The sequence below is a fragment of the Rhizobium sp. 25PS6 genome, assembly GCF_032464655.1.
Taxonomy (GTDB): Bacteria; Pseudomonadota; Alphaproteobacteria; order Rhizobiales; family Rhizobiaceae; genus Rhizobium; species Rhizobium laguerreae.
On record NZ_JAWDIV010000004.1, the window covers coordinates 364,399 to 386,198 of the forward strand.

The 21,800-nt window shown below is 61.6% G+C and carries 22 protein-coding genes and 4 pseudogenes; 12 read left to right on the forward strand and 14 right to left on the reverse strand.

All coding sequences use genetic code 11. The features are described from left to right. Window positions 1–48: 48 nt before the first annotated feature. A pseudogene (locus RWK44_RS08450) lies at window positions 49–141 on the forward strand (O-methyltransferase); the annotation flags it as partial. 69 nt (window positions 142–210) lie between these two features. Here RWK44_RS08450 and RWK44_RS08455 read toward each other — a convergent pair. Further along, the gene (locus RWK44_RS08455) at window positions 211–831 is read right to left on the reverse strand and encodes a TetR/AcrR family transcriptional regulator (RefSeq protein WP_131642597.1); all 621 of its coding nucleotides are present in this window, start codon (window positions 829–831) and stop codon (window positions 211–213) included. A gap of 133 nt (window positions 832–964) precedes the next feature. Here RWK44_RS08455 and RWK44_RS08460 point away from each other — a divergent pair, with 133 nt between their 5' ends. Then, window positions 965–1,996 (forward strand): aldo/keto reductase, encoded by a 1,032-nt coding sequence (locus RWK44_RS08460; RefSeq protein ID WP_316028658.1) that lies wholly within the window; start codon window positions 965–967, stop codon window positions 1,994–1,996. A gap of 285 nt (window positions 1,997–2,281) precedes the next feature. Here RWK44_RS08460 and RWK44_RS08465 read toward each other — a convergent pair whose 3' ends face one another. After that, window positions 2,282–3,157, reverse strand: coding sequence for a bifunctional helix-turn-helix transcriptional regulator/GNAT family N-acetyltransferase (locus RWK44_RS08465; RefSeq protein WP_131663639.1), 876 nt, complete (start codon window positions 3,155–3,157; stop codon window positions 2,282–2,284). 148 nt (window positions 3,158–3,305) lie between these two features. On the opposite strand from RWK44_RS08465, the pseudogene RWK44_RS08470 reads away from it, so the two are divergent. After that, window positions 3,306–4,117, forward strand: a pseudogene (locus RWK44_RS08470) (hypothetical protein). Here RWK44_RS08470 and RWK44_RS08475 read toward each other — a convergent pair. Continuing rightward, window positions 4,114–4,950, reverse strand: a complete 837-nt coding sequence (locus RWK44_RS08475) for a class I SAM-dependent methyltransferase (protein WP_316028659.1) — start codon at window positions 4,948–4,950, stop codon at window positions 4,114–4,116. The pseudogene RWK44_RS08470 and the gene RWK44_RS08475 overlap by 4 nt on opposite strands. Window positions 4,951–5,287: 337 nt before the next feature. Between RWK44_RS08475 and RWK44_RS08480 the strand changes: the two genes are divergently transcribed. After that, entirely contained in the window at window positions 5,288–5,719 is a 432-nt protein-coding gene (locus RWK44_RS08480) for a nuclear transport factor 2 family protein (RefSeq protein ID WP_131663642.1), read from the forward strand. Between the two features lie 106 nt (window positions 5,720–5,825). On the opposite strand, the gene RWK44_RS08485 is transcribed toward RWK44_RS08480, so the two are convergent. Next, window positions 5,826–6,260, reverse strand: a complete 435-nt coding sequence (locus tag RWK44_RS08485; RefSeq protein WP_168284858.1) for a MarR family winged helix-turn-helix transcriptional regulator — start codon at window positions 6,258–6,260, stop codon at window positions 5,826–5,828. Window positions 6,261–6,380: 120 nt separating this feature from the next. On the opposite strand from RWK44_RS08485, the pseudogene RWK44_RS08490 reads away from it, so the two are divergent. Next, window positions 6,381–6,751 (forward strand): annotated as a pseudogene (locus tag RWK44_RS08490) (hypothetical protein). A 10-nt stretch (window positions 6,752–6,761) separates the two neighbouring features. Here the strand turns inward: RWK44_RS08490 and RWK44_RS08495 are convergent. After that, window positions 6,762–7,229 carry an Lrp/AsnC family transcriptional regulator gene (locus RWK44_RS08495; protein ID WP_168284859.1) on the reverse strand — a complete coding sequence of 156 codons (468 nt, stop codon included), beginning with the start codon at window positions 7,227–7,229 and terminating at the stop codon, window positions 6,762–6,764. Window positions 7,230–7,353: 124 nt separating this feature from the next. Between RWK44_RS08495 and RWK44_RS08500 the strand changes: the two genes are divergently transcribed. After that, a complete protein-coding gene (locus RWK44_RS08500) occupies window positions 7,354–8,565 on the forward strand; it encodes an argininosuccinate synthase (protein ID WP_316028660.1) in 1,212 nt (403 codons plus the stop codon). Window positions 8,566–8,920: 355 nt separating this feature from the next. Continuing rightward, window positions 8,921–9,094, forward strand: coding sequence for a hypothetical protein (locus tag RWK44_RS08505; RefSeq protein ID WP_003540843.1), 174 nt, complete (start codon window positions 8,921–8,923; stop codon window positions 9,092–9,094). Between the two features lie 36 nt (window positions 9,095–9,130). Here RWK44_RS08505 and RWK44_RS08510 read toward each other — a convergent pair whose 3' ends face one another. Next, complete coding sequence (locus tag RWK44_RS08510; protein ID WP_168284861.1) at window positions 9,131–9,514, reverse strand: VOC family protein; 384 nt, start codon at window positions 9,512–9,514, stop codon at window positions 9,131–9,133. Between the two features lie 591 nt (window positions 9,515–10,105). Between RWK44_RS08510 and RWK44_RS08515 the strand changes: the two genes are divergently transcribed. Continuing rightward, window positions 10,106–10,882 (forward strand): phosphodiester glycosidase family protein, encoded by a 777-nt coding sequence (locus RWK44_RS08515; RefSeq protein WP_316028661.1) that lies wholly within the window; start codon window positions 10,106–10,108, stop codon window positions 10,880–10,882. A gap of 57 nt (window positions 10,883–10,939) precedes the next feature. Here RWK44_RS08515 and RWK44_RS08520 read toward each other — a convergent pair. Together RWK44_RS08520 and RWK44_RS08525 are read right to left on the reverse strand one after the other, a co-directional pair. After that, a pseudogene (locus RWK44_RS08520) lies at window positions 10,940–11,532 on the reverse strand (demethoxyubiquinone hydroxylase family protein). 140 nt (window positions 11,533–11,672) lie between these two features. Next, the gene (locus RWK44_RS08525) at window positions 11,673–13,553 is read right to left on the reverse strand and encodes an ABC transporter ATP-binding protein (protein WP_221944035.1); all 1,881 of its coding nucleotides are present in this window, start codon (window positions 13,551–13,553) and stop codon (window positions 11,673–11,675) included. Window positions 13,554–13,790: 237 nt separating this feature from the next. Here RWK44_RS08525 and RWK44_RS08530 point away from each other — a divergent pair, with 237 nt between their 5' ends. Next, window positions 13,791–14,192, forward strand: a complete 402-nt coding sequence (locus RWK44_RS08530; protein WP_316028662.1) for a GFA family protein — start codon at window positions 13,791–13,793, stop codon at window positions 14,190–14,192. A gap of 78 nt (window positions 14,193–14,270) precedes the next feature. Here RWK44_RS08530 and RWK44_RS08535 read toward each other — a convergent pair whose 3' ends face one another. From RWK44_RS08535 to RWK44_RS08545, 3 genes are all read right to left on the reverse strand, one after another. Continuing rightward, window positions 14,271–14,744 carry a VOC family protein gene (locus RWK44_RS08535; RefSeq protein WP_130787251.1) on the reverse strand — a complete coding sequence of 158 codons (474 nt, stop codon included), beginning with the start codon at window positions 14,742–14,744 and terminating at the stop codon, window positions 14,271–14,273. A 230-nt stretch (window positions 14,745–14,974) separates the two neighbouring features. Continuing rightward, window positions 14,975–15,979, reverse strand: a complete 1,005-nt coding sequence (locus RWK44_RS08540) for a carbon-nitrogen hydrolase family protein (protein WP_316028663.1) — start codon at window positions 15,977–15,979, stop codon at window positions 14,975–14,977. A gap of 181 nt (window positions 15,980–16,160) precedes the next feature. Further along, window positions 16,161–16,592 (reverse strand): VOC family protein, encoded by a 432-nt coding sequence (locus tag RWK44_RS08545; RefSeq protein ID WP_316028664.1) that lies wholly within the window; start codon window positions 16,590–16,592, stop codon window positions 16,161–16,163. Between the two features lie 193 nt (window positions 16,593–16,785). Here RWK44_RS08545 and RWK44_RS08550 point away from each other — a divergent pair, with 193 nt between their 5' ends. Then, window positions 16,786–17,001 (forward strand): hypothetical protein, encoded by a 216-nt coding sequence (locus tag RWK44_RS08550; RefSeq protein ID WP_077978559.1) that lies wholly within the window; start codon window positions 16,786–16,788, stop codon window positions 16,999–17,001. 131 nt (window positions 17,002–17,132) lie between these two features. Then, complete coding sequence (gene dapB, locus RWK44_RS08555; RefSeq protein ID WP_168284867.1) at window positions 17,133–17,903, forward strand: 4-hydroxy-tetrahydrodipicolinate reductase; 771 nt, start codon at window positions 17,133–17,135, stop codon at window positions 17,901–17,903. A gap of 16 nt (window positions 17,904–17,919) precedes the next feature. On the opposite strand, the gene RWK44_RS08560 is transcribed toward dapB, so the two are convergent. The 3 genes from RWK44_RS08560 to RWK44_RS08570 all read right to left on the reverse strand — a co-directional run bounded on the left by RWK44_RS08560 (window position 17,920) and on the right by RWK44_RS08570 (window position 20,008). Next, window positions 17,920–18,840, reverse strand: a complete 921-nt coding sequence (locus tag RWK44_RS08560) for an ornithine cyclodeaminase family protein (protein WP_316028665.1) — start codon at window positions 18,838–18,840, stop codon at window positions 17,920–17,922. Between the two features lie 99 nt (window positions 18,841–18,939). Then, entirely contained in the window at window positions 18,940–19,446 is a 507-nt protein-coding gene (locus RWK44_RS08565) for a GNAT family N-acetyltransferase (RefSeq protein ID WP_168284869.1), read from the reverse strand. Window positions 19,447–19,582: 136 nt separating this feature from the next. Next, complete coding sequence (locus tag RWK44_RS08570) at window positions 19,583–20,008, reverse strand: hypothetical protein (protein WP_168284870.1); 426 nt, start codon at window positions 20,006–20,008, stop codon at window positions 19,583–19,585. A gap of 314 nt (window positions 20,009–20,322) precedes the next feature. Between RWK44_RS08570 and RWK44_RS08575 the strand changes: the two genes are divergently transcribed. After that, entirely contained in the window at window positions 20,323–21,726 is a 1,404-nt protein-coding gene (locus tag RWK44_RS08575; protein ID WP_168284871.1) for a pyridoxal phosphate-dependent decarboxylase family protein, read from the forward strand. Window positions 21,727–21,800 lie beyond the last annotated feature (74 nt).

The window sequence follows — 21,800 nt, forward strand, 5'->3', positions numbered from 1 at the left end:
AGGTGCCGCTCTGAAGGCTGCCTGCGAAGGGGGTGTAAGTTTTGGGAGTGCCCCGAATACCTCGCCCGCGTGCGCCTGCCTGCAGCCGGCTACCTCTCAACGCCATTTGAAGAGGATATCGAACTGTCGATGCGGACCTGATGACGCCAGGCCGTTGCCCGGCCGAGCGCACGTGCCGGCCGGGCGATGGCCTGTTTCATCGGCACATCTTCACCGCTGTACGGCGCCGTAGCGCAGCCCATCGACCAGCAGGGACACCATACGCCGGGCATGTTCGGACCCTTGGGCGTAGGCGTGCATGCTCAGGCTTGCGGCCGCATTCAAAAGATCCTCGGCCGCGATATCGGTGCGGACCTCGCCGGCGGCAGCGGCGGCGTCGAGAAGCGAGCGAAGGGCCGGCTGCAGCCGCTGCTGGAAGTAGGCGGGCAAGGCATCGAAGGCTGGGTTGCCGGAGTGCAGGGCCGCCGCAAGCCCGCGCTTGGCAGCGATAAAATCCACGAAACGCTGCATCCATCTGGCCAGCGCTTCGCCCGGCGCATGTTCGGCGGCAAGGATCGGCGCAGCGTCAGCGCAGGCGTCGATTTCGCGGCGGAAGACGGCAACGACGAGGTCGGAACGCTCGGGAAAATGCCGGTAAACGGTGCCGATGCCGACGCCGGCCTTCTCCGCGATCTCACGCACCGGGGCATCGACGCCGGAGGTCGCAAACACCGTCAATGCCGCCTGAAGCAGCCCGTCGAGATTGCGCTTGGCGTCGGCGCGCACACGCCTGTCCGCCCTTTCCCCGGGCTTCAGGCCGTCCTCCTGCTCTTTTCTGTCGTCGCTCATCATTCACTCACTTGCAAAACGGAACATTGTTCCGTATATAAACGGAATACGGTTCCGTTTATGCAAGCTAACACAGCATGACGATGTTGGCCACATCGATGCGCACGAAGTCCGCCTCCCCAATAAAGGAACAGACATGCAATACCGCACGCTTGGAAGAACCGGCATCAAGGTCAGCCCCTATTGCCTCGGCGCGATGATGTTTGGCTCTGCCGGCAATCCCGACCACGAGGATTCGATCCGGATCATCCACAAGGCGCTCGATGCCGGCATCAACTTCATCGACACCGCCGATATCTACAGCCGCGGCGAATCCGAGGAGATCGTCGGCAAGGCGCTCAAGGGCCGGCGCGACGAGATCGTGCTCGCCACTAAAGCACATCTGCCGATGGGCGACGACCCGAACCGGCAGGGCAATTCGCGCCGCTGGCTGATCCACGCAGTCGAGGATTCGCTCCGCCACCTGCAGACCGACCATATCGATCTCTACCTGATCCACCGGCCGGCACCCGATACCGACATCGAGGAGACGCTGTCGGCCCTCACCGACCTGATACGGGCGGGCAAGGTGCGCGCCGTGGGATCGTCGACCTTCCCCGTCTCGGAAATTATCGAGGCGCAATGGGTTTCCGAGCGCCGCGGGTTGGCACGTTTCCGCACCGAGCAGCCGCCCTATTCGATCCTCAATCGCGGTATCGAACGCGAGGTTCTGCCCGCCTGCGAGCGTTACGGAATGGGCGCGATGGTGTGGAGCCCGCTGGCGATGGGCATGCTCACCGGCAAATACCGCAAGGGCGCGCCGCAACCCGACAGCGCCCGCGCCAAACGCTTCCCCAGGCAGATGAACGACGAGCGCCGGCTGGACGCGGTCGAACGGCTCATCCCGCTCGCCCAGCAGGCGGGGCTTTCGCTGGCGCACATGGCGATAGCCTTCACCATCGCCCATCCCGCCGTCACCTCGGCGATCATCGGCCCGCGCACGATGGAGCACTTCGACGATCTGCTTGCCGGCGCCGGGGTGAGCCTGACGGACGAAATCCTCGACCGGATCGACGCGATCGTCCCACCCGGCACCGACACCGGCCCGCTGGAGGCGGCCTATAACCCACCTGCGGTAACGCAGCCGAACCTGCGCCGCCGCCCGATAACGGAGCGCTTCGCCGCCTGACCGGCAGGGGTGAGGCCCGGTCCTGCAAAGCAGGAGCGATCGATCCAGTGAATCGATCGCAGGGCCGAACGCCCTGAGCCATGCGAAGGGCTGGGCAACGGCGGTGCCTCGCCCTCCCTCATTCCTGTGCCTGTCACAGGAATCCAGCCACGGCGCGTCGGCGCCGTGAATGACTCTCATCCAAGCAACAAACTCTCTCGCGCCCAAGGACTTGGGCGCACTGGATTCCTGCGACGAGCACAGGAATGACGGAGGAGAAGTGGGACAGCTCAAAGCGAGCGTCACTTAAAGCCGCTTCTCAAAGAACGTGTCCGGGTATGGGTCGTCATTGAAACGCTCGATCTCATTCCAGCCGGTTCCGCGATAAAGCTGTGTTGCCTCGGGCAGCGCGCTATTCGTATCCAGGCGCAGGAGCTTGATGGATAGCTCGCGGGCGATGTTCTCGGCGGCTGTCATAAGGCGCCTTGCGAGCCCAAGGCCGCGCGCGGATGGGGCGACCCAGAGCCGTTTGATCTCCGCGACCTCGCCACCATTACCCTTCAGCCCGACACAGCCGATCGGCAAGCCATCCGACATGGCCACCAGGAACGCGCCGCGCGGACGGATCATATCCTTGGCGTCGGGATCGCGAGAAAGCGATACGTCGAAACCCTTCTCGAAGCGGCGTGCTAGTTCGCCATAGTATTCGCGGAGACAATAGCTGACGTCCTCGTGCCGCGGGTCTTTCTCCTCGATCACGATCTGCTCACGCCTCAGCGAGGAAGCGACGATATCCATGGCGCACAGCAGTTCGTCCGGGCGCCGATGGCGCGTCAGAAACGACTTCGCCTGCGCATTGGAAAGCGCTTCATAAGCCTGAAACTCGCAACGGCCGGTTTCGGTCAACCGGGCAACGCGGCGGCGCGCATCCTGAGGGTTCGGCACCGTCTCGATGAGACCCTCCTCTTCCAGACTGCGCAGCAGACGGCTCATCAGCCCCGAGTCAAGACCGAGATAATCGCGGATCACCGCAACATCCGATTGCCCCCGGCCGATCGAATTGAGGACGCGGGCAGCACCCAGCGGACGGCCGCGTCCGAGGAAAGACGTATCGAGAGCGCCGACTTCGGAGGTGACTGCACGGTTGAAACGACGGACACGAGCGACAGGATCATAAGTCATATTATCTGACTTTAGTCAGATAATTTCTCCTGTCAATTCGGAGCACTCAAAGGAAGGGCATAAATGAGCCGCGAACTTCCCCCGCCATCCGCCTTGCGCAGCAGTATCGCCTCGCCTATGGGAACGACAACGTCCGCAAGGCCTTCCCGTGTTCCGTTTTGCCCTTCACGCCCTGATCGTTCTCATTCTGACGTTGCTGACGCAGATCGGCGGCATCGCCTATCTCGTGGCGCTGGCCGCCTCACGCGCCTCGGGCTTACGGCGATTTCTGGCAAAGCTTGCGATCTTCCTGCTTTGTTATGCCGGCGCCACCTTGCCGCAGGCCTCGCCGCGCCGATCTTCGGGCGAGTTCGCCTCTCCTGCGTCGCCGGCGCGACGGACCGGCTCGTGGTCCGCTCCCCGATCTATTGCCTGCTGAACCGCAACTACGTTACACCCGAGCTGCGCGATCTGGCAAAGGCGCTTGCCGCCCACATGGACAAGGAATTCCCCGGAACCGTCACCGTCGCGCTGGATGCGAATTTCCCTTTCATGAACGGCTTTCCGCTACTGCCGCATCTGTCGCATGCCGACGGGAAAAAGCTCGACTTCGCCTATTATTACAAGAATGAGGACGGTGCCTTCCTGAATGGCGCCACCCGTTCCCCGATCGGCTATTTCGCCTTCGAGCAACCCGCCCCCGGCGACGAACGGCCATGCGAAGGGCGCAATGACTGGCTTACCACCCGCTGGGACTTCGATGCGCTGCAGCCTCTGTTTCCGGCCTATTGGATCGAGGAGCAGCGCACATCGGCCGCGATCGGCTGGTTGACGAGCGAAGGTGTGACGCGCTTCGGCCTGCAGAAGATCTTCATCGAGCCGCATCTGAAGAACGCGCTCGGCATCGCCGATAGCCATATCCGCTTTCAAGGTTGCCGCGCCGCCCGCCACGACGACCATATTCATATCCAGGTCGACTAATGGTCCGCCTCTAAGGAGCGTCGCCGTGCGATATAGATCGCCGTCGTCATGTTCCGTTCAACGCGTCCGCCAAATCGGGATGCGGCAATGGCTTCCAGAGCATCGAGCAGCGCGCCGCGCTCGGCCGGCGGCAGTGTGGTCACGTTGGAATAGGTTGCGTAGAGCCTGCGGACGGCTACCGGATCGAGCGTCAGCGTCCACGAGAGAAATTGCGGCTCGTCGGCAATGAAGCCGGTGGCGGCCAGTTCCCCGACACGAGCGCCAGTGTCCAGCCCGTGAGGCAATCGCTCCGCATCGCCGCTCGACAGGCTCGACGGATGACTCGCGAACAGATGCACCGTTTCGTCGTGGAAGGCATCCGGCCGGCCCGCATCGCCGAAGACGTTCCACCACAGGGCGACGGCTCCATCCCGCCGAAGCAGACGATGGATCTTCTTCAGCGATGCCGTCGGGTCGAGCCAGTGAAACATCGTCGCGGCAGCGACCAGATCGAAGGAGGCCGGGTTGAGATCGACGGTCTCGAAAGGCGCCTCCACGATATCGAGACAGGGATCGCCGATCGAGGTGCGAAGATAATCCGCAAGCCGGCCATCGGGCTCGACGGCAACGAGGCTGCGCGGCCGGTGACCGAGCAGCGCCACCGTCGCCAGCCCCGAACCGGCGCCGATCTCCAATATGTCGATGCCGGCCCTGAGACCGGCGCGCTCGCGCAGGGCCGCCCAGGTCGCCTGCGGATAAGGCGGCCGCGCACTGTGATAATTGGCAGGATCATCGCCAAACGCTGCGGGGCCAAACCGCTGGTCAAGCTTTACCCTTTTCATCGCGGACTCCATTCGGCCGAGCCCTGGTGCACCCGGCATCTCAAGAATGACCGATTTCGGCAAGGAGCCAATCACGAAATGCTTTGAGCTTTCGCTGCTGGCAAATGGTGGCTCGGAGCGCGCGGACGGCTGGCTGCCGGAGAAATTCGGTCCGCCTTATCGGCGGCCGCGACCGCAAGAAGGCAAAGCGGGTGGTCCAGGCCATGTACAGGATGAGGAAGATCATCATCGCCCATCTAGAAGCGGCCTATGCTGGCTAGTTCCTTTGAACTCTCGGCTGGCATTGGCAATTGCACCACGCACAAGCATACTGCTACCCGGCATGCCCGATTGGAATTGAGGGTGATCGATGGAGACTGCGGTCAGGAACCTGTTCGCGCGATATCAGCGGTTCTTCAATCGCGCGCTGAATGGTGATGTGGATTTGGATGCGAGCACGTCGTTCTACGCTTCCGCGTTCATCGCAGCCTCGCCCGCCGGGGTCATGGCCGGAAAAAACGACGATCAACTCGGACGGATCATGGAGCAGGGCTATGAGCGGTATCGGGCGACAGGGACGAAAGAGATGCGGATACGCGATCTCAGGCTCTCCCCGATCGATGAGTGTCATTGCGTGGCTCACCTTGCCTGGACGGCGATCTACTCTCGACAGGACGCACCGGATATCTCGATAGATTTCGATGTCCATTATCTCGTTCAGAAACTGAATGGAGAGCCGAAGATATTTGGTTGGGTTTCCGGCGACGAGCAGGCGCTCTTGAAGGAATACGGAATCGTCTGACACAGCGCGTCCCCAATCGCGCAAAAATAAAAAGTTAGACCATCTCCGCGCCACGGAGAAACCAGAATGATCTAGCCTCCGCGACGACGATACGATCCCTCGCCCGTCAGTGCCCGCCTTCGGTCTTGGCAAGCAGCCTGGCCATCTCTTCGAGCTCTCCGGCCGAAAGGTGCCGCAGTTCCGCCGGCGGGCGATAATGCTCGGTCAACAGCTCGTCCTTGGTGACTGCGCCCTTGTCGGTCAGCTGTACCAGCTTGACGCGGCGGTCGTGTTCCGGCGTTACGCGTTCGGCAAGACCCGCACGCTCCAGCCGGTCGACCAGCCACGTCGCGGTCGAGGCGTCGCACCCCCATTGGCGGGCAAGAGCGCTGATCGGCTCCCCCTCGTCTTGCAAGGTGAACAGAGCCCTGGAATCGTTTGGCGTCAGCCCCCTCGCCTGAAGGCTTTCCAGCCGCTTCGGCGCCGTTTTCGTCAAGAGATCGAACATCATCCGCCACGCCGAGGCGGCGGCTCTGGCATGACGGTCGGAGGCGGAAGGCATCAAATGTCCTCGCAACATACTTGAAAATAGTTTTATTATTCAAATTATCGTATCGATCAAACCTTATCGGCGACTTCCCCGGCAGTCCATTGGGCGTCCACCTTGCCAAGGAGCCATGCCATGCGTTCAGCCGTCGCGATCCTCTTCCTGATCGAAACCTGTCTTTCTGCCATTGCCTCGCTCACCCATGCCGGGTTCATCCTCGAAGGCCACGAACACCGGCGGGCGATGATTGCCGAAGCGGTGATATCAGCCGTACTCATCTCGGCCTGATCTCGCTCGGCCTTGACCGATCGTGGAGCCGAACGGCTGCGATCCTCGCCCAGTCCTTCGCTCTCCTCGGCACCCTCGTCGGCGCCTTTACCATCGCCGTCGGCGTCGGCCCGCAAACCACGCTCGATTACATCACCCATGCCGCGATGATCCTGCTCCTGGTCACAGGCCTCGTCTGGCTGGCAAGGAGCCGGAGTGCCTCCTCTTCTCTCGGATAGGGCACGACGCCTATCTCAACGGCAGTTCGAAACTTCGCTTCAGCGTTTCCATCGGTACGTCGGTCTTGACGCTGAGAACGCTCGGAATGCGCGTCAGGTGATCGGCCTGAAAACGCCAATAGCTGTGCAGATCGGCGGTGACGATCCGAAGGACTGCGTCGCATTCCCCTGTCGTCAGGTAGCATTCCATCACCTCGGGAAACCGCCTGACCGCTTCAGCAAACCGGAGCGTGACCTCGGCGTCCTGGGTCTTGAACCAGACGCGGGCAAAAACCGTCAGCCCCGCCCCGACCTTTGCAGGGTCCAGCACGGCGACGTAGCGATCGATGATCCCGGCCTCTTCCAGCAGCCGGACACGACGCAGGCACGGCGACGGCGACAGGCCTACCTCCTTCGCCAGATCGACGTTCGAAATACGCCCGTCACGCTGAAGCACGCGCAGAATATGGCGGTCGATCGGGTCCAGGACGACTGGCATTTCATAGCTCCGATTGATGCTGCAATGGCATGATATGCCAAACTTTCGCAATTTTGCGGATGTTTCGCAAGATCATTGCGCAGGATCTGGCCTATCGTTCCAGATTGAGAACGGAGATGGCTTGATGAGCAAGATAGAGAAAATTGTACTTTCTTATTCGGGCGGGCTCGATACCTCGATCATCCTCAAATGGTTGCAGGAGACTTACGGATGCGAGGTGATGACGTTCACCGCCGATCTCGGCCAGGGCGAGGAGCTCGAGCCGGCGCGAGCCAAGGCGGAGATGTCAGGGGTCAAGGACATCCGCATCGTCGATCTGCGCGAGGAATTCGTCCGCGACTTCGTCTTTCCGATGCTGCGGGCGAACGCACTCTATGAGGGGCAGTATCTGCTGGGCAGTTCCATCGCACGGCCGCTGATTGCCAAGCATCTGGCCGGCATAGCCCGGGAGGTCGGCGCGGATGCCGTTGCCCATGGTGCGACCGGCAAGGGCAATGATCAGCTCCGGTTCGAGCTGGCCGTCAATGCGCTCGACCCATCGATTAAGGTCATCGCGCCCTGGCGCCAATGGAACATCCGCTCCCGCATGCAGCTTCTGGAATATGCCGAAAAGCATCATATCCCGGTGCCGAGCGACAAGCGCGGCGAGGCGCCATTCTCGATCGACGCCAACCTGCTGCACACCTCGACCGAAGGCAAGATTCTCGAAAATCCGGCGGAGGTCGCACCCGATCATGTCTATCAGCGCACGGTCGATCCGGTCGACGCGCCCGATGCCCCCGAGATCATCACCATCGGTTTCGAAAGGGGCGATCCGGTTTCCGTGAACGGCAAGGCCATGACGCCGGCTGCATTGCTGACCGAGCTCAATGGACTGGGCGGCCGGCATGGTGTCGGGCGGCTCGATCTCGTTGAAAACCGGTTCATCGGCATGAAGTCGAGGGGAATATACGAAACGCCGGGAGGGACAATCCTGCTCGCAGCCCATCGTGGCATTGAATCGATCACGCTCGACCGCGCCGCGGCGCATCTGAAGGACGAGATCATGCCGCGCTACGCTGAGCTGATCTACAACGGCTTCTGGTTCGCGCCCGAGCGGGACATGCTGCAAGCCCTGATCGACCACAGCCAGGCTTTCGTCAGCGGCGAAGTGACGCTCAGGCTCTACAAGGGAAGCGCCTCGGTCATCTCCCGCGCCTCCCCCTGCTCACTCTACTCCGCCGACCTCGTCACCTTTGAAGAAAGCGCCATCGCCTTCGATCATCATGACGCGGAAGGTTTCATCAGGCTCAACGGATTGCGGCTCAGGAGCTGGGCCGCCCGCAACGGCAGATGACCGCCCGATCTTACGTCGGCCAGCGCACCTAACGCTCACGACGCTCCAAGCGCCTTCCCCTCCGCACTTCGACCTGCGGGAACCGGTCGAAACGGGCCGGTTCGGATCCCATAAGCTGCAAGGGTCAATGACCGGATAGGTCAATGCCCACATTGACGGCATCGTCTCTGGCGGCTGGGCGAAGCAGTCAAGGCTTCCATGGAGAAGCCCCAAATCCAATTTCAAACGATTTTTAAAATGGTTGCTCCGAAAGCTAATCGATTTTAATTTTATCGTTAAAATTTTCTTGTTGCAGTGCAAAAGAATTTAGACATTAATTTGTGCGGATGCTCAGTTTATTCGTTGGAGAATTCGCATGACTGTGACATTTCCGCTAACCGAAAAGCGCGACGCCGAGACATTGCTGAAACACTTGACGTCGCACAATCTCAGCGTTCCGGGAAACTGCGTCGTGTCGCTCAAGGCGCACGTCGCCCAGGTCTCATCCTCTCATACGACCGCGCTCGGCACCGCCCGTACCGCTTGGTAGTCTCTGAGACGTCGAATTGCGGCAATCAAACTGGCCTCAGCCGTCATAGACGACAGCAATCTTGTTTCCGGCGGGGCCACGCACGTAAGCGGAATACCAGTTCGGCCCGTAGTGCGGACGTAGACCAGGCGCGCCCTCGTCCGTTCCGCCGTTGGTCATGGCAACGTCATAAAAAGCATCCACCTCGGCGCGGGACTTGGCCATGAAAGCAACCATCGAGCCATTTCCGGCGCTCGCGGGTCTGCCGTTGAACGGCTTGCAAACCCATAGAACGAAACCGTCACCCTTCCCGCCTTCGGAATAGGCGCTCCATCCGGGAAATTCCCGATGTTTGCTCCATCCGATCGTTGCCAAGGTCGCATCATAAAACCCATTCGATTTGGCGGAATCGATTGCACCGACTGTTGCGTAGACACTCATGATCTTCCCTTCCCTGCCACAGGATCTGCGGAACTCATATCGCGCCGATACGAACATACAAGAACGATGAGTTGCGGTTTTCGCGGTAAATCAGCGGATACCAATCACGCTGTGAACCAGCGATACCGGAGCCGGCGACTCCGGCATGCATCGCTGGAGTAGTCATTGATCGCAATGGTCGGTGGGCGTCTCCAATCGCATATCCTATCGATCTTCAGGCCGTTTCTTGTTCCGTCGATGTGATCGGAGAATTTGTTCAGCTTTTTCAACAGATGGAAGTGGCCGCTCTGTTCTGATGATATGAAATGCTCCACAATTGTCATCGGGGCAACCGCAAGACACCGCGTCAACGTGATACCTGGTTTGCCCAGTTCGCTTTTGCAGAGCGTTCGTTCTCTCTTCGCTCTTCCTCGTGTCAATGATTGCACCGCGCTTTAGAAACTTCCCAACCATCGCTTCTGCCTCGTGTTGTCTTGTCAGCCTTATAATACAGCATCGTCGAGCGTCGCAACGAGCCGGAAGCCCCGCATCAAACTATTGCAATCTCACAATTAAACGCTTCATTATCGATATGAAGAGAGTCCTGCACCAATGACCTATCTCAAACACAGCGTGCTCGCCGCCGCCATCATGCTGGCAGCAACGATGACATTCCTGCATCAGGCGCATGCCGAACAATGTGAGCAGGAAAGCTTCGAAGAGGCAAAATACGTCGTCTGCACGCTGGAACCGGGCAAAGCCGACCTGCGATTGTTCTGGAAGAACGCCGATGACGCACCGTATCGCACTTTTTCAAGCCTTGCCGAAGCCGTTCGCGCCGAGGGGCGAACGCTGACATTCGCCGTCAACGCCGGGATGTACCGGGCCAATTTTTCGCCGATGGGACTTTATGTCGAAAACGCCAGGGAATTGCAGCCCGCCAATACGACCAAGGCCGAAAGCTCCGCCGGTCAGGTGCCGAATTTTTATAAGAAGCCGAACGGCGTGTTCTTTCTGGGTGAGGCAGGTGCCGGGATACTCCCGACCGATGAATTTCTGAAGCGTCGGCCCAAGGTGCGGTTCGCCACGCAATCCGGCCCGATGCTTGTCATTGCTAACAAGCTGAACCCGATCTTCATCGTCGGCTCGACAGACCGAACCCGCCGCAACGGTGTCGGCGTCTGCGAGCATGCCGCGGTTCGTTTCGCGATCAGCGAAGACGGCGTGAATTTCCACGATTTCGCACGGCTCTTCCGCGACCATCTGAAATGCCCGGATGCCTTGTTTCTTGATGGCGGACGCGGTGTCGGACTTTACAATCCGGCAATGGGCCGCAACGACCGATCCTGGCACGGCGGCTACGGCCCCATCTTCGGGCTTGTCGAGTAGTGCACTCGCATTTGGCCAAAGGCCCGACAGCAGCAAGTCACCGTTTGCGCAGCGAGACTAGCCCCTCCCCGCGCGCGCCATTTCGGCGCGCATCCAGCTCGAGTCTCCCCAGGTCGAGAGCCAGATCATCAGGTCGGTCAGGGCGCCGACGACGGGCAGGAGCAGGGCGTGGCTGAGGCCCCTTTCTGGCTGCTTTCGGCCATCCTGAGATGCGCCAGTTCCTGTTCCTGGATCGACGCGATGAGGGCATGAAGCTCGGGATCGCGCTTTGCAAGGAAAGCCAACTGGTCTTCGAGATGGCGATGGACCGTGCTTTCGACCGCTTCAGTGCAAATCCAGATCAAGTTGCGCCCGCCTAGCGCCGTCAGAAAGCCTAGGACTGAACCGCCAAGACTCCAGAATGACGTGACACGACAGGGCTTGGCGCTCCTTGCAGGCATCGCCTCGCGAAACAGGCGGCAATGGTCGATCTCGTCCCGACGCATCTCTTCAAGCGCCGGCACGATGTCGGGGAACAGTCGCCGGGCCACCAGGATCTGGGCGCCATAGATCCTGATAGCGCCGAATTCGCCCGCATGGTTGACCTTCAGAATGCGACGGATGGTGACATCGGGGTCGCGCCTGCCCGACCTGCTCGACGGATTGATCATGACCACCCTGCCCCCGGTTCCCTTGCCGGCAATAGGCAGGACGGTCGCCGCCATCGTCAAGGGGTGCGGCGATGGAGAAGGTCCCCGTCGCATGCTTCTAGTCCGCTGATGTTATCCCGGTTTACGTGAGGACCGGCCGCTCAGGCCGCCGGCGAGCCCGGCAAGAGTTCGTCGATCTCTTCGGGAATGAAGCCGCCGGTCTGGCGTTTCCACAAGCGGGCAAATAGGCCGTCTTGCTCGACCAGTTCGTCCGGCCTGCCCTCCTCCACGATGCGCCCGTGGTCGAGCACGACGATCCGGTCCATCCTGGCGATGGTCGACAGCCGGTGGGCGATGGCGATCACCGTCTTTCCCTCCATGACTAGGTTGAGCCTTTTCTGGATGGCGGCTTCGGATTCGCTGTCGAGGGCGGAGGTCGCCTCGTCGAGCACCAGGATCGGCGCATCCTTCAGGAGAACGCGGGCGATGGCCACGCGCTGGCGCTGGCCGCCTGACAGTTTGATGCCGCGGTCGCCGACGAAGGCGTCATAACCCCTGCGGCCTTCACCGTCGGAAAGATCGGCGATGAAGACATCGGCGCTTGCCATCTTCGCCACCGCTTCGATCTCGTCCCTCGTCGCCTCCGGCCGGCCGTAACGGATATTGTCGCCGACCGAACGATGCAGCAGCGCGACGTCCTGCGCGATGACCCCGATGGCACGGCGAAGGCTTGCCTGGGTGACGGCGCGGATATCCTGCCCGTCGACGAAGATCGCGCCGTCCCTGATGTCGTAGAAGCGCAGGAGCAGGTTGGCGAGCGTGGTCTTGCCGGCGCCTGAGAGGCCGACGAGGCCGACCTTTTCGCCGGATCGGACCGTCAGCGACAGATCATCGATGACGGGCTTGCCTGACTTGTAGGCGAAGCGGACGTTTTCGAAACGGATCTCGCCGCTCTCGACCTTGAGGTCTGCCGCATCCGGCCGGTCGGTGATCGCGGGCGGCGTCGTCATGACCGGCATGGCATCCCTGATCGTGCCGATCGCCTGGAAGATCTGCCGGCCCATTTGCAGGAAGGTGAAGGTGTGGCCAGACAGCCGTTGGAGGACATAGACGGCGCCGGTAAATTCGCCGATCGTCACGCCCCCCTCGACGAGGCCGGTAAAGCCGATCGACAGAATGGACAGCCAGTGCAGCACGTTGAGGACGACAACAGTCAGCTCGGCTGTGCGATAAATGCGTTGTTCGCTTTGCTGGGTCTCGATCGACTTGCCGATAATACCGCGGATAGTGCCCGCCTCGCTGTCTTCGGCGGCGAACTGCTTGACCATCTGCATGTTGGTGTAGAGATCGGTGATGGCGCCGGCGATCAGGCTGCGCCGCTTGGCGGAGCGGCGAGCGCGCTCGGTAAAGATCGGTGCCAGCCTGACGGCGAGCAGGACGTTGAGCGTGATCCAGATGACGGTCGGCACGGCGAGCTGCCAGGACAAGGCGCTGAGCAGGATCACGGAGCCCACCATCTGCATCAGGAAGCGCGGAATGGACTGGAAGGCGGAAATGAGCTGCTGTTGGACAGCAGAGGCCACCTGCTGCAGGCGCGAGGTGACCTGGCCGGCATAGAGATCATGGAAGAAGCCGAGATCCTGCCGCTCCACCGCCTTGTGACCCTGCCACTGGATGGCGGCCGGCATGCCGATGCCGAGCGTATGCGAGGTCAGCGTGTTGACGAGGAACGAGGCGATCGGCATGGCCGGAAAGAGCAGCAAGCCGAGGAAGGTCAGCAGCGGCCATTCACTCGCCAGGAAAGCGGATGCACCCTGTTGCGTAACACCGTCGACGATGACCGACAGCCCCCAGACAATGCTTAGATTCATGGCCTCGTTCGCCATGGTGCAAAGCGTCACCACAATCAGCACGCCGCGAAACATCGAGATGAAATGCAGGAGTACCGCCACCGGCCCCTTCGACGGCAGCGGCCGGTAGGGGATATCGAGCGGCCGGATCAGGCTTTCGAAAGGACGATAGATCGCATCTGAAATCGACATGGGCCACTCGGATTAAATCGGGAGGAGGCGTGGACTCAGCTACGCAAGGTCGCAGAAAATCATCTTCATGCTGCAATCTCAATTATAAATTTCAGAAAGCCTGACGAAGCCTGACGTATCGCGAACGCCGGTTAGGAAGCCAGAGAAGCAAGCGGAGCCGGATCGCCCAATTGCGGTCATCGCGCGACTGAGGCAGGATGCCGTCCTTGAATAGCAAGCAGGATCGAACCGACGCTCATGCTGACGGGCTCATGTCATTGCGGCAAGACAAGCTGGACACTCGAAGGTGATCCAGGCTCGATCACCGCCTGCAACTGCACCCTCTGCCGACGCTACGGCACGCTGTGGGCCTATGACTACGAAGGAGAGCGCATCGCTCTCACCGGTGAGACCGCCTCCTACGCCCGCGCCGACAGGGACGAGCCGTCTCTCGAAATCTTGTTCTGCCCATCCTGCGCCTGTGTCTTGAGCTGGCGCGGCCTTCGGATTCGAAAGGATGGCCGCAGGCGCATGGCCGTCAACATGCGGCTTGCGCCGCCGGATCTCGTTCAGCATCTGCCTATCGATCATTTCGACGGCCTGGACACGTTTGAAGACCTTCCATCCAAGGGGCGCTGCGTGCGCGATCTCTGGTTCTGAGCCGACTGCGTAGATCGGCACGCGGCCGGATCGCGCCAGATGCGAGCCTGGTAAAAGATCGTTCTGCTCGAAGCTGCCTCAGCCGCGCCGCGCCGCCTCGATCGTCGCAATGTCGATCTTCCTCATGGTCATCATCGCGTCAAAAGCACGCTTTGCCTGGCCACCGCCTGCCGAGAGCGCTTCGGAGAGGACGCGCGGCGTAATCTGCCAGGACACACCCCACTTGTCCTTGCACCAGCCGCACTCGCTTTCCTGGCCGCCATTGCCGACGATGGCGTTCCAATAGCGATCGGTTTCTTCCTGATCGTCGGTTGCGATCTGAAAGGAGAAGGCTTCGTTGTGTTTGAAAGCAGGGCCGCCGTTCAGGCCGATGCAAGGAATACCCGCAACGGTGAATTCAACAACCAGAACGTCTCCCTGCTTGCCGTCAGGGTAATCTCCCGGTGCCCGAATGACGGCACCCACGGCGCTGTCGGGAAAAGTCGCGGCATAGAAGCGGGCAGCAGCCTCAGCGTCTTTGTCGTACCATACGCAGATCGTGTTCTTTGCCATTGCGCGGTCCTTTCGCTCTCGTTTCGCATTGCCCACTGAAATAAGAGGCAAACCGTTTTTCTCCAGCCCAGTCCGAGCGATTTCACACGGGAAGATTGCGCGGCGCTGCTAAATGGTACTTCGGGACAAGCGGGTATGAAGAAATTGCGGAACCGTGGGTAGGGTTCCGCAAGTGCGTTCAGCATCCCTTGCATTCACTTTTGCCGGAATGCCGCCGACGCGACCCGGCTCTAAAACATATCCCGCCCGTCACTGCGCGGATCGCCGGCCACGCGGTGCGGCTCGTAGAGGCCGCTCAGCGCTTTGCGCCGCCACGGCCGGGCAATATCGCCGTGATTGTCGTCGATATCGGTGAGCGATATCGCGGCCGTTCCATCCGCAGGGCATTGCGCTGCCCACCGACCACCGGGCGCGACGATCCCGGAAGACACGCGATCGGCTAAACCGGGATGTGCGAGTATGGAGAAACTCACCCAATACTTGTTGCTCGCCGCATACCCCTGCACCTCGGCGGCGAAGGAGGTATCATTGGCCGACGTCCCCCCCGTGGACGAAAACAGCACACAGTGGACATCGAGCCGCTCGTATTCGGTGAAAATTTGAGGAAAGTTGCACTCCATGCCGAGCGCACAGCCGAAACGGATGCCATCGACCTCGAAGGTCACGGGGATCGAACCCGGCGTGTACATGAAGGAGATCTTGGTGTTCGACAGCAGCCGCTCGTCGTAGCGCGTCACCAGTTCGCCGCGATCGGAGACGACATAAAGGCTGTTGTGCGGCCGATGCGGCGGCGTCAGCGGATGCACCGAGCCGATGACCGTCCAGAGGCCGAGCTCGCGCGCCAGCTTGCGCGTTGCATCCAGCTCCTCACGCAACACGTCCCATTCGAACCGCCGCCAATCGGACGGCCCGATCTCTCTCGGCCCGATTTCCGACATGATGCGCTTGTTCGGCGATGATGTCGTTCCTTCGGGAAAGTGGATGAGCCGCGCCCCTGCCTCTCGCGCCCGCCGCATCAGCAGGCGCATCTCCTGTCCGCTCTGGCGAAGCTTGTCGGCATCGCGGGGATCGTCTGCATGGGTGGTTTGGGCCACGGCGAGACGCAAACGTCTTGCCTCAGGCTGTGCATCGTTCGCCGACCTGGGAAGAACATGCCTGCGGGCGGCGGTGTAGGATTCACCCGTCTTGGCAGCGCGTGCACGCACCCGTCGCTTGAAATTTCCATTCTCAGTCATATCAGGGCCTCTCACGTTCCGGACATCGTTCCCCAGCAACAGGCCCGAAACATCAGGACCAAGGATCACGACCCGAGACGAAAGTCCCTTTGCCTCCGGTTGAAGACCCTGCTGGAGAAGGTCCTGGGAGGTTCGGCGTTAGGCCACGCCGAAGTAAAGATGCCGAGGCGACGGCGATTCGTCAATTCGGGGAATGGCAGGAACCGGCAGGCGCCGAGACGCCCTGCTTCGGGCGTTCCGCCTTATCCACTCGCCACGGCGGATCGGTGCGGTTCGGTCCGGCGAAATAAAGGACGATGCGATTGCCGCCGGGGTCGAACAGCTCGGCCTCGCGCCAGAGCCAGTTCTTGTCCTCCGGTCCGGTGACGAAACGAACACCAGCCTCGCTGAGACTGCCGACCGTCTCGTCCAGCTTCTCGCACTCGAAATACACCGTGGTGCCGCCACCGCCGCCTTCGCCCTGATGCAGGGAGAAGGTGCTGTCCCCGTCCGGGCATACGAAGCGCGCATAGCGAGGACGGGCGTCGACGACCGGCGTGAGACCGAGAACGCAGTAGAAGTTCCAGCCCGCATCGAGGTCAGGCATCGTAACGGTTACTTGATTCAGGCGCATGACCTATCTCCTCGGCTGAGTTCGCCCAAAACGGTACGGCGGCTTGGCACCACTACATTCATAAAAACAAAGACCTGAAGCCATCAAATGAATCAAATTCTAAGCGAGCAGTTTTAGTGTCATCGACACAAAACTCGTGTCAGACTGCGCAAGCCACGCACACGCCGGCGCACCGATCGAGAGGGCCGAAGCCATGCACAAGTTCACCGTATCAATCACTCGGGAGATCGAGGCCGCCACCGCCGAGGAGGCCGCCTTGCTCCTGTATCAGGAACTATCAAGGGGACCGATCCCCGACCGCTACTCGGTCGTCGACGAGACGAAGGCTGGCACGGAGGTGAAGCTGGATCGGCAAAAGGCCGACGAATTCGCCAGCATCGACCACACCGCCGACCCCGGCAACTGGTAGGCACCAGACGACCAGAGGAGACCGCTGCTTTGCCCCGGGAGCGCAAGTGCGGTAGTGGCAGATCCCATTCGCCGGCGTAATGCCGATGCAAACAGCCGCCCGTTGGAAATATCGCGAGCCAAGGAAAGTCCGTGACCTCACCAATCAAAATAGCCGTCGCCGGCGCGAGCGGCCGCATGGGTCGTGCCATCCTGCCGCTGCTGGCGGCCGATCCGGATTTTGCGTTCGTCGGCGGCATCGGCCGCGAGGGCTCGGCCGGCGCCGGGCTGATCGATCGTTCGGCCGCGATTAAGGCGGCCGACGTGATCCTGGATTTCACGACGGGACGTGCCGCCGCCGAACTTGCCGCCTTATGCGCTTCCGCCGGCGGACCGGCCCTGGTGATCGGGGCGACGGGTTTCGAGCCGGATGAGCTCGAACGGATCGCAAAGGCCGCCCGCGCGATTCCGATCCTGCGCTCTGGCAATTTCTCCATCGGCGTCAACATGCTGGTTGGCCTCGTCGCCCAGGCCGCGCGCGCCCTTCCCGCGAATGGCTGGGATATTGAAATCCTCGAAGCCCATCACAACAGGAAGATCGACGCGCCGTCCGGCACGGCGCTGATGCTCGGCGAAGCCGCCGCCGAGGGCCGCGGCGTTTCCCTCGCATCCGTCGAGCGGCGCGGGCGTGACGGCATCACCGGCGAGCGCCCGCCCGGCGAAATCGGCTTCGCCGTGTTGCGAGCCGGGGGACTCGTTGGAGAACACAGCGTCCTGTTTGCCGCCGCCGAAGAAGTCGTGACGCTCTCGCATTCGGCTCTCGATCGCGGCATGTTCGCCCGCGGCGCGCTTGCCGCCGCCCGCTGGATCGCAGGGCGCGCACCCGGCGAATACGCCATGGGGGATGTGCTGGGTCTGGCGTGAATAAAGGGAAACAGGCTCACGGCAAATCGAGGATTGCCGAGGCGACGACGACCTCGGTTCCAGCCAATCCGACGGAGCAAAACAGGGTCGTATCCCCCGGCGATCCTCGCCCCGCCGCCTTCCCGGCCACGATATCGCCAAGGTCGGTCATGCGGTGCTCATTGCCGGAGCCGGCCAGGAAAAAGGGCGAAGCATAGGCGCGCGCCTGTTCGGGAGAGTCCGTCGCGATCACGGCTGCGACATTGGCGATATCCAGGCCGAGTTCGTATCCCTCATGCGTTTTCGGGCCGACGGTGTTGACGTGCACGCCGGCCTTTAAATCCTTGGCATGAATGACGGGCGTTCGGCTCGTCGTCGCGCAGATGACGACGTCGGCATCATCGACGGCTTCAGAAGCGCTGCCGGCAGGCTCCACTTCAATACCCAAGGCGTGCTGCATCTCAGTTGCAAAGGCGGCGCGATTTTCCTCGTCGCGGCTATAGACGCGGGCGCGGTCCAGTTTTCGAACGGCGGCGGCCGCGGCAAGCTGGGTTCGCGCTTGCGCTCCGCTGCCGAGGATCCCGACGATCTTGGCGTCAGGCGCGCTGAGATGCCGGATAGCGAGCCCTCCGATCGCACCGGTTCTGAGGTTACCGAGACGCTCTCCGAGAATAATGCCCTTGAGCTTCGCGTCGTCGGCCGACCACACCGCGACGATCTGCGAATGCTCCGCCCCGTCGAATGTTTCATAGACCCGAAAGCCCGCGAGCGGTTTCTCGCCGAGGATGCCGCCGACGGTGAAGACGAGATCGCCGCGATCGGGAAACGAGACATGGTGCCGGGGCGGAGAGATCAACCGATTGTCGGCTCTCGCGAGAAAAGCGGTCTCGAGAGCATCGATCGCGATCATCATCAGCGCGCTGCCGACCAGATCCTCGTCTTTCAGAATTTTCGTCACGGCCAAATCTCCAACCCATGCCGGCATGCTGCAACCCCAACCCCACTTGAGGTCAATAGATTGGGCAAGCCGACATGCGCTGAAACATCCGCGTGAGACCTAACCGACCAGACGGCGAGCCATCATGACGTCGTCGATCTCCCTGCCCTCCTCCAGAACCCCGCCGGGAATCCTACCGATCTCGGAGAAGCCTTCCCGCTGATAGAAGCGTATTGCCGCCGGGTTTTCTGCGCTGACGAAGAGTTCCAGTTGCAGGATGCCGATATCGCGCGCGTGATCGGCCACCGCGCCGAGCAGCTTGCCGGCAAGGCCCGTTCCGCGCAGGCTCCTTCTCACGTAAACCATGATGATCGTCGCGCGATGGGCCATCTTGCTCGACCGCTGCCGAACTAGGCCAGTTATGCCGACGGGTTCGTCACCCTGAAAGGCGATAAAAACTGGCTCATTCAGGCGATTGCGCCACTCCTCGAGAGAAAGAGCCTGCCAATCCTCGTAGCGGCTTGCAAAGAGGGACGGTTCGGTGCGAAGCGCTTCCAGACGGATGCGCCGGAAGGCCTCCACTTCGTCTGCCCTGACATGCCTGATCGTCGTGCCACTTCCATCCATCGGGACCTCCTGCGAGATGAGAGGTACTGTCAATACAGATGGCCTCAGCCGATGCAACCGGTGTCAGGAAGCTTCGTAGTCCAGCATATGCTCAAAGTGACGAAGTCGAACGGAAATCCGTCGTCTCAGGCGCCGGTCACTGCGCCGGGCTCCCCAGCCGGCCACCCTTCCGGACGACCGGTTCACCGCTCGGACCGACCACCGATTGATCAGTCGGCCTTGCTGCCGGTTCGCCAGTTGGCCCGTCGACCGGCTGGCCGGTGGATCGGACGATCAGGGGATCGGCTGGCTGGACGGCGGATTGATCGGTTGTTCGCCCCGGCACCGGCTTGCCGGTTGCCCCCGGCACCGGCTTGCCGGTTGCCGCGCTCAACGGCTCACCGGTTGGCCCGGCAACCGGCTCATCTGTTGAGCCGGCCACCGATTGATCGGTTGGCTTGTCGATCGCGAACGGTACAACTTCACGGATGATGAAGAGAAGAGCTATCCCGACCAACGTGCATGTCAGCGCGTAGAGAAGGAAATATTTCAGTGCATATCCCTCGCTGATTGGCAGCACCAACTTGACAATGGTGCAAATGATATTTCCGCATCATTGAACGATACTTGCAACGAAGGCAATCATTTTCAACAAGAGCCGCGAAGTTTCAAAAATGCACAGAACGGGATAAGGTAGTTATTGTAAATATTTAGGAAGCGCCTCCCCCGATGCTCAATTTGTCTTGAGGTCTCGGCAAGCCCAAGGAAGGCCCCGGAACCCAGATCCGAGTTCTGCCAGGCGAAGACAGCCTCGGCGATATGGGCTAGATTGCGTGTGCCAGCAGCCTGCTTTCGAGGGTGAGGCCCTCCAGGATCGGTGGCGGCAGGGGGATCCGCATGACGGCAATTGCATCTCTGTTTCAGGAAGCCGCCCGCCTTGCGGCCGCGTTCCGGCAGGCAGCGCCCGCCCGCCATATGCCCACCCACGACTACGCAGCCTCGCTTGCCTGTTTCGAAGAGCCGCTGCCGGCTGCCGGTTCCGATATGATTGATGTCATCAGGCGTCTCTCGGACGGCGCCGAACCCGGGCTGCATGCGACCACTGGGCCGCGCTTTTTCGGCTGGGTCATCGGCGGCTCCCATCCGGTCGGCGTCGCGGCCGATTTCCTCACCAGCGCCTGGGGCCAGAATGCCGGAAACCATGCCGCCGCCCCGGCCGCGGCCGCCGTCGAGACCGTCGCGGCGAGATGGCTTCTCGATCTCCTGAAGCTGCCGGCCGAAAGCTCGGTCGGCTTCGTCACCGGCGCGACGGTGGCGAACTTCACCTGCCTCGCCGCCGCCCGCGGCGAGGTGCTGCGCCAGGTGGGCTGGGATGCCGACGCAAAGGGCCTGTTCGGGGCGCCTGAGATTACGGTGCTGATCGGCGACGATGCCCACACGACCGTCTTCTCAGCGCTTCAGTTCCTCGGCCTCGGGCATGATCGCGTGCTGCGCCTGCCCGCCGACGCGATGGGACGGATAGACCCGGCCGCGCTGGCGGGCACGCTCGATACTTTCTGTGGACCGGTCATCGCCGTTCTCCAGGCGGGGCAGATCAATACAGGCGCCTTCGACGATTTCGCCACCATCATCCCGCTGTTGAAGGCGAAAGGCGCCTGGGTGCATATCGATGGCGCCTTTGGCCTCTGGGCGCAGGCATCAGCGAAGACCAGCCACCTCAGCCGCGGCATCGAAGCGGCCGACAGCTGGGCGACCGACGGCCACAAGTGGCTGCAGACGCCCTATGATTGCGGCTATGCGATCGTCCGCGACGAGCTCGCCCATCGCCGCGCCATGACGATCGCCGCGAGCTACCTGCCGCTCGCAGGCGAAGGCGAACGCGATCCCTCACTCTACGTGCCCGAGCTTTCGAGACGGGCGCGCGGCTTTGCCACCTGGGCGATGCTGAAACATCTCGGCCGCGACGGCATCGCCGCCCTGATCGACCAGTGCTGCGCCTCAGCGCGGTTGGTGGCCGATCTCCTGTCGCAACAACCGGGCATCGCCATTCTGAACGAGGTGGCGCTGAACCAGCTCGTCATCCGCTTCGGAGCCGACCTGCCGAACGAAGAAGGCGACGCACTGACGCGAAAGACGATCGAAAAGATTCAGGCGGACGGCATCATCTTCGCCGGCGGCGCCAAATGGCGCGGCCGCGACGTGCTGCGCCTCTCCGTCACCAATTTCCAGACGACGTCAGATGAGGCGCAGCTCGCTGCCCAAAGCATCATCGCCGCGTTCAAGAGTGTGAGCCTGGGGTGATGCAGCTCAAGCGGCTTCTATTGCAGCACATCAAGTCCGTGCGTTCGGCGAGAGTAAGGACGGCCATCCCCTCG

Bases quoted from the DNA above. Each gene is read 5' to 3' on its own strand.
- RWK44_RS08550 (WP_077978559.1), top strand. From the start codon at position 16,786: ATGCACAAGTTCACCGTATCAATCACTCGGGAGATCGAGGCCGCCACC.
- RWK44_RS08475 (WP_316028659.1), bottom strand. From the start codon at position 4,950: ATGGAGTCCGCGATGAAAAGGGTAAAGCTTGACCAGCGGTTTGGCCCC.
- RWK44_RS08465 (WP_131663639.1), bottom strand. From the start codon at position 3,157: ATGACTTATGATCCTGTCGCTCGTGTCCGTCGTTTCAACCGTGCAGTC.
- RWK44_RS08530 (WP_316028662.1), top strand. From the start codon at position 13,791: ATGCTGACGGGCTCATGTCATTGCGGCAAGACAAGCTGGACACTCGAA.
- RWK44_RS08485 (WP_168284858.1), bottom strand. From the start codon at position 6,260: ATGCCTTCCGCCTCCGACCGTCATGCCAGAGCCGCCGCCTCGGCGTGG.
- RWK44_RS08575 (WP_168284871.1), top strand. From the start codon at position 20,323: ATGACGGCAATTGCATCTCTGTTTCAGGAAGCCGCCCGCCTTGCGGCC.
- RWK44_RS08535 (WP_130787251.1), bottom strand. From the start codon at position 14,744: ATGGCAAAGAACACGATCTGCGTATGGTACGACAAAGACGCTGAGGCT.
- RWK44_RS08505 (WP_003540843.1), top strand. From the start codon at position 8,921: ATGACTGTGACATTTCCGCTAACCGAAAAGCGCGACGCCGAGACATTG.
- RWK44_RS08540 (WP_316028663.1), bottom strand. From the start codon at position 15,979: ATGACTGAGAATGGAAATTTCAAGCGACGGGTGCGTGCACGCGCTGCC.
- RWK44_RS08500 (WP_316028660.1), top strand. From the start codon at position 7,354: ATGAGCAAGATAGAGAAAATTGTACTTTCTTATTCGGGCGGGCTCGAT.
- RWK44_RS08510 (WP_168284861.1), bottom strand. From the start codon at position 9,514: ATGAGTGTCTACGCAACAGTCGGTGCAATCGATTCCGCCAAATCGAAT.
- RWK44_RS08480 (WP_131663642.1), top strand. From the start codon at position 5,288: ATGGAGACTGCGGTCAGGAACCTGTTCGCGCGATATCAGCGGTTCTTC.
- RWK44_RS08545 (WP_316028664.1), bottom strand. From the start codon at position 16,592: ATGCGCCTGAATCAAGTAACCGTTACGATGCCTGACCTCGATGCGGGC.
- RWK44_RS08525 (WP_221944035.1), bottom strand. From the start codon at position 13,553: ATGTCGATTTCAGATGCGATCTATCGTCCTTTCGAAAGCCTGATCCGG.
- RWK44_RS08515 (WP_316028661.1), top strand. From the start codon at position 10,106: ATGACCTATCTCAAACACAGCGTGCTCGCCGCCGCCATCATGCTGGCA.
- RWK44_RS08455 (WP_131642597.1), bottom strand. From the start codon at position 831: ATGATGAGCGACGACAGAAAAGAGCAGGAGGACGGCCTGAAGCCCGGG.
- RWK44_RS08565 (WP_168284869.1), bottom strand. From the start codon at position 19,446: ATGGATGGAAGTGGCACGACGATCAGGCATGTCAGGGCAGACGAAGTG.
- RWK44_RS08460 (WP_316028658.1), top strand. From the start codon at position 965: ATGCAATACCGCACGCTTGGAAGAACCGGCATCAAGGTCAGCCCCTAT.
- RWK44_RS08495 (WP_168284859.1), bottom strand. From the start codon at position 7,229: ATGCCAGTCGTCCTGGACCCGATCGACCGCCATATTCTGCGCGTGCTT.